The sequence below is a fragment of the Ferrovibrio sp. genome (assembly GCF_002796975.1).
Lineage (GTDB): Bacteria > Pseudomonadota > Alphaproteobacteria > Ferrovibrionales > Ferrovibrionaceae > Ferrovibrio.
This window is the reverse complement of sequence record NZ_PEKV01000005.1, coordinates 540,738-552,194: the sequence shown is the minus strand read 5'-3', so window position 1 is coordinate 552,194 and position 11,457 is coordinate 540,738. Positions and strand designations below refer to the sequence as shown.

Sequence of the window (11,457 nt, the reverse complement as noted above, 5' to 3'; positions counted from 1 at the left end):
GCCGGCTGCACCTTGTCGCACCAGAAGCTCCAGTAGCCCTTCCAGTCGGTCGGGATATCCGACTGCTTGAAACCGGCTTCCTGCAGCATGTCCTTCCAGTAGAAGGTATGGATGGTCTGCTGCTGCACCGGCATCGCATAATAGGCCTTCTTCTTGGCCGTGCCGTTCTGCAGATAGACCGTTTCCAGCGTGCCGGGCAGGAACTTGTCCTTCATCGGCGTGATGATGTCGGTCAGGTCTTCGATCTTGTTGTCGTAGGCCCATTTGCCGGTGGTGCGGAAATCGTAGGTAGTGCCGAAACCCACATCCGGCGGCGTGCCGGCTTCGACCGCGCTCACCGTCTTGGTGATGATGTCCTCGGTGCTGAACAGGCTGAGCTGCACCTTGGCGTTATGCTTCTTCTCGAAACGCTCGATGAAGGCGTAGAGCGCCTTGTCCTCGGCCTCGTAGAAGCCCTTGGTGAACCACACCGTCAGCGTCTGCTGCGCAGCCGCCGGCGTGGCAAAGCCCGCCATGCCAGCGAGCGCAGTGGTCGCAAGAATCAAGCCCAATGCTTTACGCATCTTCTTATTCCTCCCTGGAACAGACCCGTTATGGGTTCTGAATGTCATCGAATGCCCCGCCCATTCCCCCGGCGGTAGCATCTCATATATCAGTTTAGCCAGCCCTCTCCATCCTGCCAAGCCCCCGGCATCGGCGACGTCGCGACTTCTTGTATTTTCCGCATACAAGTTACGCGACGTTTACAGCTGTGTTCGCGCTGCCAGCGATTGTGGCCCTAGTGATTATGTCTGGGCACACCGAAGGTTTCGGCGATCTTCTGATAATCGGTGGCGAAGTCGAGACAACCGCCTGTGGACAACTGCCCGACATATTTGCGCTGCAGTTCCTGCCACGGCGTCTGGTTGACCAGCTTGGGCGGTGTCCATGCCTTGCGGCGTTTCTCCAGTTCCTCACTGGAGATCATGATATCGGCACTGCGCTTGTTCAGGTCGATGCGGATCTTGTCGCCGGTCTGCAGCAGCGCCAGGCCGCCGCCGACCGCCGATTCCGGCGAGGCATTGAGAATGGAGGGGCTGCCCGAGGTGCCGCTCTGGCGGCCGTCGCCGATGCAGGGCAGCAGGTTGATGCCCTGCTTCACCAGCCGGTCGGGCGGCAGCATGTTCACCACTTCGGCCGCACCCGGATACCCGATCGGACCGGTGCCGCGGATGACCAGAATGCTGTTCTCGTCGACCGGCAGCTTCGGATCGTTGATGCGCGCGTGATAATCCTCCGGCCCCTCGAAGACGATCGCCGTGCCTTCAAAGGCATTCGGATCGCCGGGGCGCTCAAGATACTTCTTGCGGAATTCCGCCGAAACCACCGAGGTCTTCATCACGGCAGACTCGAACAGCGAACCCGACAGTACGGCGAAGCCCGCTTCCGGCAGCATCGGCTGCTGATAGGTCTTGATCACGTTGCGGTCTTCGCAGACGGCAGCCTTCACATTCTCGCCCATGCTCTTGCCGTTCACGGTGAGCGCATCGGCATGCAGCTTGCCGGCGTCCAGCAGCTCGCGCATCACCACCGGCACGCCGCCGGCATGATGGAAGCCCTCGCCGAGATACTCGCCGGCCGGCATCAGGTTGACCAGCAGCGGGATGTTGTAGCCCACCTTGTCCCAGTCCTTCACGTCCAGTTCGACGCCGATATGGCGGGCGATGGCATTCAGATGCGGTGGGCAGTTGGTGGAGGCGCCGAGCGCGCTGGCCGCCACGATGGCATTCTCGAAAGCCTTGCGCGTCATGATCTTGGACGGCCGCAGGTCTTCATGCACGATCTCGACGGCACGGCGGCCGGTTTCGTAGGCCATCTGCGCGCGTTCGCGATAGGGCGCCGGGATCGAGGCACAGCCCGGCAGCGACATGCCGAGCGCTTCGGCCATGCTGTTCATGGAGAGTGCCGTGCCCATGGTGTTGCAGTGCCCCGGGCTGGGCGCCGACGACGCCACCATCTCAAGGAACTGGTCGTAATTGATGCGACCGGCCGCCAGTTCCTGGCGCGCGAACCACACCACCGTGCCCGAACCGGCGCGCATGCCCTTGTACCAGCCATCCAGCATCGGGCCGCCAGACAGCACGATGGCAGGAATATCCACGGTGGCCGCCGCCATCAGCATGCCCGGCGTGGTCTTGTCGCAGCCCGTCGTCAGCACCACGCCGTCGATCGGATAGGAATAGAGCAGTTCGGCGAGCGTCATGTAGAGCAAATTGCGGTCGAGCGCCGCGGTCGGCCGCTTGCCGGTTTCCTGGATCGGATGGGTGGGGAATTCCATCGGGATGCCGCCGGCATCGCGGATGCCGTCGCGGATGCGCGTCGCCAGATCGAGATGATGGCGGTTGCAGGGCGACAGGTCGCTGCCCGACTGGGCGATGCCGATGATCGGCTTGCCGCCGCGCAGCTCGGCCAGCGTCAGGCCAAAATTCAGATAACGTTCCAGATACAGCGCGGTCATGCCTGGATCATGCGGGTTGTCGAACCATTCGCGGCTGCGCAGTTTTTTCTTCTCGTTTTTCTTCTCGGTCATGTGGGGCTCCCTCGACTCAATTTTTCTATGCCTGCTTGATCTGACGCTCTCTGTGCAAAACAAACAATCCGCTGGCGACAATGATCCCTGCACCGAGCAGCATCAGCGGCGTCGGCAGATCGGCGAAAAACAGCCAGCCGAGCAGGATCGCCCAGAGCAGCGATGTATAAGTATAGGGGACGACGACGGCGGCAGGCGCCAGCTTGAGTCCCTGGTTCATGCAGGCATGCGCCGCCGTGGCGACCACGCCGATCAGCGCCAAATACACCAGCCCCATCGTATCCACTTCGGCCCAGCCCCAGGGCAGGGTCAGCAACCCGGCGGTACCGACGGCGAGCGTGTGGTAGACGATCAGCGACAGCGCGCTGGTTTCGCGCAACTGGCGGGTCACGATCATCATCAGCGCATAAGCCATCGAACCGCCCAGCGCGATCAGCGCCGGCGCGGTGAACACGCCGCCCTCGGGCTGCAGCACCAGCAGCACGCCGATAAAGCCGACGCCCACCGCCAGGCCGCGACGCCAGCCGACGGCCTCGCCCAGCAGCGGAATCGCCAGGATGGTGACGATCAGCGGTGTGGCCTGATAGACCGACATCACATCGGCCAGCGGCAGATACCGCACCGAGAGATAGAAACAGGCCACTTCGACCACGATGAAGGCGAGACGCAGCACATGCCGGCCCGGCTGCGCCAGCACGAAAGTCTGCTTCCAGCCGGCCTTGTGCACCATCGGCAACAGAACGACCATGGCCGCCGCCGAACGGATGAACAGCAGCTGGCCGACGGCGACGCTCGCCACCATCCATTTGCCGAGCGCGTCGTTGAAGGTGAACAGCGCCGTACCCAGCAGCATGAAGAGGATGCCGCGCCAATGGCCGGTGTCCATCGCCACTCCCGTACTCACCACACGCTCGGACATGCCTAGCCGCTCCGCCTTTCGCGACCGCGGGCCTGTTCATGCAGGATGATCTGGTAGTCGCGCGAGGCAGCTCGGATATGTACGCCCAGCAGATTCATCGCCTTGGTCTTTTCCTTGGCGCGCAGCAGCTTCACGATATTCTGGTGCTCGGCCAGAGAATCGCCGACCGTGCGCTCCTTCGAGGTGACGCTGGCGCGCAGGGCCTGGATCTTCATTTCCAGCTGCTGATGCGCCAGGGTCAGGAAGCGGTTGTTGGCCCGGCTGAGGATATGCCGGTGATATTCGGTATCGAGCCGACGGTAGGCCGGCATGTCGCCATCGGCCACCGCCTTGGCCATGCGCTTCACATTCTGCTCCAGCGCGTCGATCAGCCCGGGCTCGTCGTTCTGCAGCGCGTCGCGCATGGCAGCGGCTTCCAGGATCACGCGGTACTGGCACATCTCGGCAGCCTCTTCGGGGGCCAGCGAAAAGACGAAACTGCCGCGCTGCGGCTGGATATCGACCAGGCCTTCCAGCTTGAGCTGCAGCAAAGCTTCGCGCACCGGGGTCTTGGAAATGCCAAGCTGGGTTGCCAGGACATTCTCCGACAGCGCTTCGCCAAGGGCCAGCTCGCCATTGGTAATCCGTCCCCGGACATGATCCTTGACCAGTTCGGTGAGGGATTTTGGGCGCTCCAGCCGCGTTGTGCGTGCTGTGCCAGCTTTTGCCATGACGGACGGACCTTTTTACCTGCTCAGGCGGCAGCGTAGCAGCGCCATCCCGGTGGCTTCAAGCCGGATCGTATCTGATATGCCAGTCAGCTTGCCCTTGCCCGCGCGCTCGGCTAGGAAGGTCTGGCAGTCTGCGGTCAGATTAGGGAGAGCCCGGACGATGCCTTTCGACATCCTGTGCCTCGGCGAAGCCATGGTCGAGTTCAACCAGACCGGCGGCGCCGACAGCGACCAGTATCTGCGCGGCTATGGCGGCGACACCTCCAACTGCGCCATCGCCGCGGCGCGGCAGGGCGCCTCGGCCGCCTATTGCACCCTGGTCGGACAGGATGTGTTCGGCGACCTGCTGCTCGATTTGTGGCAGCGCGAACAGGTGGATACCAGCATCGTCGGCCGGCGCAGCGACAGCCCCACCGCCGTCTACTTCGTTACCCATGGCGAGACGGGCCACACCTTCACCTATTACCGCAAGGGCTCGGCGGCCAGCTATATGACCCCGGCCGATCTGCCCGGCGAGGCGCTGGAACAGAGCAAGCTGCTGCATGTCTCCGGCATTACACTGGCGGTGAGCGACAGCCTGCGCGAGACCGCGATGGCCGCCATCGCGCGCATGCGCAAGGCTGGACGCAAGGTCTCTTTCGATACCAACCTGCGGCTCAAGCTGTGGTCGCTGGAGACTGCGCGCGACGCCATCCATGCCGCGCTGAAGCAGAGCGACATCGCCCTGCCCAGCCTGGAAGATGCCACGGCGCTGACGGGCCTGAGCGATCCGCTCGCCATCCTCGATTACTATCGCGACATGGGGATTCCGCTGGTGGTGCTGAAATGCGGCGCCGAGGGTGTGATCGTCTCGAACCGCGAAGGCCGCTGGCGCCTGCCCGGCCACCGCGTGCCGACGGTGGACGCCACCGGCGCCGGCGACTGTTTCGATGGCGCTTTCCTGGCTGAACTGGTGCGCGGCGCCGCGCCGCTCGATGCCGTGGCCTATGCCAATGCGGCAGCCGCGCTCACCACCATCGGCTATGGCGCGGTGGCACCGATTCCGCGCCGTGCCGCGGTGGATGCCTTCTTCCAGTCGGTCGGACGGCGCGCGCCAGAAAAGATCTGACTGCGCCGTCCGAACTCTACGCTAGCCCCGGTAATTCCGCGCGGTCTGGTGCTGCTCGCCCAGCCCGGCGATGCCGAGATGGATCTTGTCGCCGTCCTTCAGGTAAAGCGGCGGCTTCTGACCCATGCCGACGCCCGGCGGCGTGCCGGTCGAGATGATGTCGCCCGGCTGCAGCGACATGAACTGGCTCAGGTAACTCACCAGATAGCGCACGCCATAGACCATGGTCTTGGTCGAACCGTTCTGGAACCGCTTGCCGTTGATGTCGCAAAACATCGCCATGTCCTGCGGGTCCGGCACTTCATCGGCCGTCACCAGCCAGGGGCCGATGGGACCGAAGCTGTCGGCGCTCTTGCCCTTGGTCCACTGACCGTGGCGCTCGGTCTGGAAGGCGCGTTCCGACACGTCGTTGATCAGGCAGTAGCCGGCGACATGCTTCATCGCGTCCGCCTCGCTGACATAGCGCGCTTCCGTACCGATCACGACACCAAGTTCGACCTCCCAGTCCGTCTTCTGCGAATTCTTCGGGATGATCACGTCGTCATTCGGACCCGTGATCGCTGAGGTCGCCTTCATGAAGATGATCGGCTCCGGCGGCACGGTCGCGCCGGTCTCGGCGGCATGATCCGAGTAATTGAGTCCGATGCAGATAAACTTGCCCACGCCATTCACGCAGGGCCCGATGCGCGGATTGCCCGACACGGCCGGCAGCTTCGACAGATCGACGCCCTTGAGCTTGGCCAGCCCATCGGCAGCCAGCACGTCACCATTGATATCCTTCACCACGCCCGACAGGTCGCGGATCGCGCCCGAGGCATCCAGAATGCCGGGCTTTTCCTGGCCCGCCGGGCCGTAACGCAGCAGTTTCATAATCAGATCTCCTGTTCAGAAAAAATCAGACGGTCCAGCCGCCATCGATGATGTGGATGGTGCCGGTGGTAAAAGCGGATTCATCGGAGGCGAGATAGACCGCCAGCGCAGCGATCTCTTCCGGCGTACCGAGGCGGCCGAGCGGCTGGCGCGCCACGAAGCCGGAGCGCGCCTGTTCCAGGCCGCCGGCTGCGGCAGCCTGCGACGCAATGCGGTCATCCAGCGACGGCGTCTGGATCGTGCCCGGGCAAATCGCATTGGCGCGGATGCCCTGCTTGATGAAATCGGCGGCCAGCGACCTGGTCATGCCGATCACGGCGGCCTTGGTGGTGCCATAGACGAAACGGTTCGGCGCGCCCTTCACCGAGGAGCAGGCCGACGACATGTTGACGATGGAGCCGCCTTTTCCGTTGGCGATCATCGCCGGCAGGAAGGCCTTCACCATGCGGTACATGGCGCGCACGTTCAGATCGAAGGAGAAATCCCAATCCTTCTCTTCGGTCTCCAGGATGGTACCGTGATGCACAAAGCCGGCGCAGTTGAACAGCACGTCCACCGCGCCCGTTTCCCCGGCGAAAGCGGTAATGGCGCCGGGGTCGAGTACATCCAGTTTGTGCGTGCGGATGTTGGGCAGGCTGCCGAGTTCCTTCAGCTTGGCCTCGTTGATATCGGTGGCGATCACCGTGGCGCCTTCGCGCGCAAACGCAATCGCCGAAGCGCGGCCGATACCCTGCGCCGCCGCCGTGACCACCGCTGTCTTGCCTTCCAGACGCATGCCTGTCTCCTGATTTTAAGCGACCGCCGGCAGGCAGGCCGGGCCGATCGGTTCGAAACTTTTATAGGTGAGGATGAATTCCTGGTGACCGAGGCCTTCCGATTTCGTCATTTCGCCGGCGCCAACCTGCTTGATCAGGTCGAAAATCTCACGGCCCACCGTATCCAGATCAGCCGTGCCTTCGAGAATCCGTCCGGCATTCACATCCATGTCGTCAGCCATGCGCGCGTAAGTGCGCGGATTGGCGCAGACCTTGATCACCGGGGCCAGCGCCGAACCGACCACCGAACCGCGTCCGGTGGAGAACAGGATGACATGCGAGCCGCAGGCTATAAGTTCGGCGATCTCGGCATTGTCGCTGATATTGGGGAAGCCGAAGCGCACCTCGCCATCGGGCACGACATCCAGCAGGTATAGGCCGCCACGCGGCGGGATATCGCCCGGTTTGATGATGCCGGCAATCGGCGAAGCGCCGCTCTTGGCATAGGCGCCGAGCGATTTTTCCTCGATCGTCGTCAGCCCGCCATCGGCATTGCCCGGCGCAAAGCTGGGATAGCCCAGCGTTTCGTAATAGCGGGCCGCTTTCGCCACGCAGGCCTTCAGTTCAATACCCAGTTCCGGTGTCACGGCGCGTTCGGCCATCCAGTCTTCCATGCCGATCAGCTCGCCGGTTTCCTCGAAGATCGCCGCCGCTTTTTCCTCGACCAGGAAATCGAAGGCACGGCCCATCGCCGGATTGGCGGTGAGCCCCGAGGTGGCATCAGAACCGCCGCAGATCGTGCCGACCACCAGTTCCGACACATCCATCGGCTCGGTCGGCTGCGCGGCGAGGTCTTTCAACTGGGCCTCGACCCAATCGCGGCCCTTCTGGATGGTGGCGCGCGTGCCGCCGTTTTCCTGAATCGCCAGCAGTTGCACGGGTCGACCGCTGTCCCTGATGGTGCGTTCCAGCAGCTTCTTGTTGAACCCCTCACAGCCGAGCGAGATCAGCAGCACGGCGCCGACATTGGGATGGGTGCAGAGCCGCTGCATCATCTTCAGCGCATAGGCATTGGGATAGCAGCCGGGGAAGCCGATCACATGCGCGCCAGCTTCACGGTAGGGCCAGGCAATCTCTTTCGACACATGATGGGCGCATTCGACCAGATAGGCCACGGCCACATAATTCCGGATGCCCTTGCGGCCGTCCGAGCGGCGCCAGCCACGCATTGCAGTCCCGCGCATGTCAGTCACAGGGCAGCCTCCACCGGTACGGTACTGGCCATGTAATTGCTGGCGACATTGTGGCTGTGCACATAGTCGCCGAGCGCAATCGCCACCGTGGCGCTGCCGATCGGCGCGCCGTATTTCACGATCCGCTCGCCGGCGGCGATGTCGCGCAGCGCGAGTTTATGGCCGAAGCCCATCGCGCGTTGCAGCGTCACGCTGCGGCCCGCCACCTGCAGCACCGTGCCGTCGGCAATCTCCAACCGCGCCACGGCGATATTGTCGCCGGGTGCCAGCACGAGCAGCCGAGGGTCCGTATCAGAATTTTCCATAGCGTTTGTAAGCTTCCTGCGGGTCCATGCCGGCCATGATGTTGCGCCGGACTTCGCCTTCCGTACTCATCACCTCTTCGGTGCGGGCGATCACCGCCTCGGCCATTGCCATGGGAATGATCACGATGCCGTCGCGGTCGGCGATCACATAGTCGCCGGTGCAGACCGTGACGGTGCCGATGGTGATCGGTGCGCCGAAACTGTCCGGCACCCAGCGCGCCACGATGTCGGATGGCGTATAGAAACTGCACCAGACCGGGAAACCGATCTCGTCGACCATCGCCGCGTCGCGGCAGCCGCCATCGACGATATAGCCGCGCACGCCTTTCATCTGCAGCGCCGAGGCCGACAGTTCGCCCATCAGTGCCACTTCCTTGTTGTTCGGCTGGCAGATCACCACCTTGCCGCCCGGTGCTTTCGACAGCACGCCGGTCCATTCCAGCAGGGTTTCATGCGCCGAGCGGGTGCGGTCGATGTGGCCGCTGACGGTCCATATCTCGCCGGCCAGGGTGTGTTTGATATTCAGCGGGCGGATGTCATAGGGCAGCAGGCAGTTGTCGTGCCCCTGGGCGCGCAGGACGTCGTGGACGGCGGAGGCATAACAGCGACTCAGGCGATCCGCGAGCGGATCGGCCGGCAGGGTCCCGGACATTGTCACTCCCATCTCATATATCAGTTGCCGCAACTTTAGCCAGATTCGCGGTCGATGGCTAGAGCATGGCGAGATGATGGTTGAAGCCGGCCGGCTGGCAGGCGGATAATCTGCCGGAGTCGGGGAACAGGCAGGCCGCACCGGAAGGACCACCGCCATGATGAAGAAAATCGCTCTTGCCATCGCCATTGTCGTGATCGCGATTGCCGGCGCCGGCTACTACTTCTTCTCCAACATCGACAGCATCGTGAAGGCAGCGATCGAGAATTACGGCTCGGAGGCCACCCAGGCGCGCGTGACGCTGAAATCGGTCAAGCTGTCGATCAAAGAGGGCAGCGGCGAACTCAGCACGCTGGCGGTGAAAAATCCGAAGGGTTTCAGCAGCGCCGATGCCATCACGCTGGGCGACATCAAGGTGGCGCTGGATCTGTCCACGCTGCAGTCCAACACCATTGTGGTGAAGGACGTGACCATCCTGCAGCCTGCGGTGCTGTATGAATATACTGGCGGTGGCGGCAATCTGGAGGCGCTGCAGAAGAACGTTCAGTCCTATGCCGCAAAGTTCAGCGGCGGCAAGACCGAGCCGAACAAGAGCGCCGGCGATCCCGCTCAGTCGGCCAGCAAGCAGCCGGAAAAGAAAGTGATCATCGAGAATCTGGTGATCCGCGACGGCAAGGTGGCCGCAACCCACCAGGCGCTGCAGGGCCGCACGATCTCGGCCAACCTGCCGACCATCCAGCTGAAGGATATCGGCAAGGATAAGGGCGGCGCGACACCGGCCGAAGTGGCCGAGAAGGTGATCGGTTCGATCAGCGTGGCAGCCTCCCGCGTCGCCACCGCCGAACTGCAGAAACAGGCTGGCGACCTGCTGAAGAACCAGGCGGGCGGCCTGCTCGGCGGCGCGACGGGTGGCGCCGCGGGCAGCAGCACGGGCGGCAGCAGCGGCGGCGCGGCCGACAAGCTGAAAGGCCTGCTCGGCAAGTGACCTGACATCACTTGGGCGCCCTGCGCGAAAACGCATGGCAGCCATCGCTTAATTTTATACCGCTGTCGGTCGTAGGTTTGGCGAGGCCGGGCTAACATGCTGGCTGCTTTCCCCCCAGCATGTCCCGGCCATTCATGATCAGTCCCGTTATCCGCAATGCCCTTGCCGGCCTCGGCGCCCTGCTGCTCGGCCTCGGCATCGGGCGCTTCGGCTATACGCCGCTGATGCCGGTGCTAATCGAGCAGAACTGGCTCAGCGTCGGCGATGCCGGCTATCTCGGCGCCACCAATCTGTTCGGCTACGTCTTCGGCAGCCTGTTCGCGGCGACATTGGCACGTCTCGTGCCGGTGCCGCTGCTGACCCGCATCTCCATGGTGACGGTTGGCGTCAGCCTGGTGGCCTGTGCCCTGCCTTGGGGCTTCGTCTGGTTCGCACCCTGGCGCTTCCTCGCCGGCTTCACCGGCGGGTTGCTGATGGTCGGCGCCATCCCGCTGGTGCTGTCACGCGCGCCGCTCAACCAGCGCGGCCGCAGCAACGGGATTATCTTCACCGGCGTCGGCAGCGGCATCATTGTCTCCGGCGCGCTGGTGCCGGCGCTGGCCGGCTTCGGCGTTTCCGCGATCTGGGCCGGCATGGGGCTGCTGGCGCTGCTGATCGCGGCGCTCACCTGGAAACAATGGGATGGCGACATCACCCTGCCTCCGCCGCCCGCCGAAGCCGCGCCGGCACGGGTCTTCACGTTGCCGGTCGCGCTGCTGCTGGCAGCCTATACCATCGACTCCGCCGGCTTCGTGCCGCACACGGTCTTCCTCGCCGATTATGTCGCGCGCGGTCTGGAACGCGGTGTGGCGGCCGGCGGGCTGGTCTGGGTACTGTTCGGCATCGGCGCACTCTGCGGCCCGCTCCTGGTCGGGTTCGCCGCCGAGTGGTTTGGCTTCTATCGCAGCATCATTGGCGTACTGGCCATCAAAAGCGCGGCGATTGCCATTCTCCTGGTCTCGCAGCATCCGGTGACGCTGGCGGTATCGGCCATCGTCGTGGGCGCGATGACGCCAGGCATCTCGGCACTGGTATCGGGCCGCGTGGCTGAACTGGTCGGTTTCGGCGCGCATCGCCAGGTCTGGGGCTGGCTGACCGCCGGCTTTGCCGGCGCCTCCGCCGGCGTCGGCTATCTCTTCTCCTGGCTGTTCGACCAGACGCATTCCTACAATCTGCTGTTCGCGCTCGGTGCCAGTGGCATTTTCATTGCCATGCTGCTGACCGTCTTCGTGCGCAACCCGGCAGAAAAATCTACATAACAAGGTTGTATTAAAGTCCGATCTCGCGCATGA

At 63.6% G+C, this 11,457-nt stretch carries 11 protein-coding genes and 1 pseudogene (1 of these 12 cut by a window edge); 3 read left to right on the top strand and 9 right to left on the bottom strand.

The annotated features are described in order from the left end of the window. The 4 genes and pseudogenes from CTR53_RS21235 to CTR53_RS07555 all read right to left on the bottom strand — a co-directional run. Positions 1-515: pseudogene (locus CTR53_RS21235) on the bottom strand (ABC transporter substrate-binding protein) (it extends 707 nt beyond the left edge of the window). Positions 516-778: 263 nt separating this feature from the next. Beyond that, complete coding sequence (locus CTR53_RS07565; RefSeq protein ID WP_290810775.1) at positions 779-2,569, bottom strand: IlvD/Edd family dehydratase; 1,791 nt, start codon at positions 2,567-2,569, stop codon at positions 779-781. 25 nt (positions 2,570-2,594) lie between these two features. After that, positions 2,595-3,488, bottom strand: a complete 894-nt coding sequence (locus tag CTR53_RS07560; RefSeq protein WP_290810772.1) for a DMT family transporter — start codon at positions 3,486-3,488, stop codon at positions 2,595-2,597. A 2-nt stretch (positions 3,489-3,490) separates the two neighbouring features. Beyond that, a complete protein-coding gene (locus CTR53_RS07555) occupies positions 3,491-4,198 on the bottom strand; it encodes a GntR family transcriptional regulator (RefSeq protein ID WP_290810769.1) in 708 nt (235 codons plus the stop codon). A 160-nt stretch (positions 4,199-4,358) separates the two neighbouring features. Between CTR53_RS07555 and CTR53_RS07550 the strand changes: the two genes are divergently transcribed. Next, entirely contained in the window at positions 4,359-5,306 is a 948-nt protein-coding gene (locus CTR53_RS07550; RefSeq protein WP_290810766.1) for a sugar kinase, read from the top strand. A gap of 21 nt (positions 5,307-5,327) precedes the next feature. Here the strand turns inward: CTR53_RS07550 and CTR53_RS07545 are convergent, their stop codons facing one another. The 5 genes from CTR53_RS07545 to CTR53_RS07525 are packed head-to-tail and all read right to left on the bottom strand — an operon-like array spanning position 5,328 to position 9,141. Then, on the bottom strand, positions 5,328-6,176 hold the full coding sequence (locus CTR53_RS07545) for a fumarylacetoacetate hydrolase family protein (protein WP_290810764.1): 849 nt from the start codon (positions 6,174-6,176) through the stop codon (positions 5,328-5,330). Positions 6,177-6,201: 25 nt separating this feature from the next. Continuing rightward, positions 6,202-6,951 carry an SDR family oxidoreductase gene (locus tag CTR53_RS07540; RefSeq protein ID WP_290810761.1) on the bottom strand — a complete coding sequence of 250 codons (750 nt, stop codon included), beginning with the start codon at positions 6,949-6,951 and terminating at the stop codon, positions 6,202-6,204. Positions 6,952-6,966: 15 nt separating this feature from the next. Further along, entirely contained in the window at positions 6,967-8,175 is a 1,209-nt protein-coding gene (locus tag CTR53_RS07535) for a UxaA family hydrolase (protein ID WP_290811659.1), read from the bottom strand. A gap of 5 nt (positions 8,176-8,180) precedes the next feature. Then, positions 8,181-8,489, bottom strand: a complete 309-nt coding sequence (locus CTR53_RS07530) for a UxaA family hydrolase (protein ID WP_290810759.1) — start codon at positions 8,487-8,489, stop codon at positions 8,181-8,183. Next, positions 8,476-9,141 (bottom strand): hypothetical protein, encoded by a 666-nt coding sequence (locus CTR53_RS07525; protein WP_290810757.1) that lies wholly within the window; start codon positions 9,139-9,141, stop codon positions 8,476-8,478. Before CTR53_RS07525 ends, CTR53_RS07530 begins: the two co-directional genes overlap by 14 nt. 157 nt (positions 9,142-9,298) lie before the next feature. Here CTR53_RS07525 and CTR53_RS07520 point away from each other — a divergent pair, with 157 nt between their 5' ends. Together CTR53_RS07520 and CTR53_RS07515 are read left to right on the top strand one after the other, a co-directional pair. Continuing rightward, positions 9,299-10,126, top strand: coding sequence for a hypothetical protein (locus CTR53_RS07520; RefSeq protein WP_290810754.1), 828 nt, complete (start codon positions 9,299-9,301; stop codon positions 10,124-10,126). 134 nt (positions 10,127-10,260) lie between these two features. Further along, complete coding sequence (locus CTR53_RS07515) at positions 10,261-11,424, top strand: YbfB/YjiJ family MFS transporter (RefSeq protein WP_290810751.1); 1,164 nt, start codon at positions 10,261-10,263, stop codon at positions 11,422-11,424. The last annotated feature ends 33 nt before the right edge of the window (positions 11,425-11,457 follow it).

What these genes read in the sequence shown, in the direction of transcription:
- CTR53_RS07540 (WP_290810761.1), bottom strand. Translation starts at nt 6,951, where the DNA reads ATGCGTCTGGAAGGCAAGACAGCGGTGGTCACGGCGGCGGCGCAGGGT.
- CTR53_RS07530 (WP_290810759.1), bottom strand. Translation starts at nt 8,489, where the DNA reads ATGGAAAATTCTGATACGGACCCTCGGCTGCTCGTGCTGGCACCCGGC.
- CTR53_RS07565 (WP_290810775.1), bottom strand. Translation starts at nt 2,569, where the DNA reads ATGACCGAGAAGAAAAACGAGAAGAAAAAACTGCGCAGCCGCGAATGG.
- CTR53_RS07560 (WP_290810772.1), bottom strand. Translation starts at nt 3,488, where the DNA reads ATGTCCGAGCGTGTGGTGAGTACGGGAGTGGCGATGGACACCGGCCAT.
- CTR53_RS07525 (WP_290810757.1), bottom strand. Translation starts at nt 9,141, where the DNA reads ATGTCCGGGACCCTGCCGGCCGATCCGCTCGCGGATCGCCTGAGTCGC.
- CTR53_RS07515 (WP_290810751.1), top strand. Translation starts at nt 10,261, where the DNA reads ATGATCAGTCCCGTTATCCGCAATGCCCTTGCCGGCCTCGGCGCCCTG.
- CTR53_RS07535 (WP_290811659.1), bottom strand. Translation starts at nt 8,175, where the DNA reads ATGCGCGGGACTGCAATGCGTGGCTGGCGCCGCTCGGACGGCCGCAAG.
- CTR53_RS07550 (WP_290810766.1), top strand. Translation starts at nt 4,359, where the DNA reads ATGCCTTTCGACATCCTGTGCCTCGGCGAAGCCATGGTCGAGTTCAAC.
- CTR53_RS07520 (WP_290810754.1), top strand. Translation starts at nt 9,299, where the DNA reads ATGATGAAGAAAATCGCTCTTGCCATCGCCATTGTCGTGATCGCGATT.
- CTR53_RS07545 (WP_290810764.1), bottom strand. Translation starts at nt 6,176, where the DNA reads ATGAAACTGCTGCGTTACGGCCCGGCGGGCCAGGAAAAGCCCGGCATT.
- CTR53_RS07555 (WP_290810769.1), bottom strand. Translation starts at nt 4,198, where the DNA reads ATGGCAAAAGCTGGCACAGCACGCACAACGCGGCTGGAGCGCCCAAAA.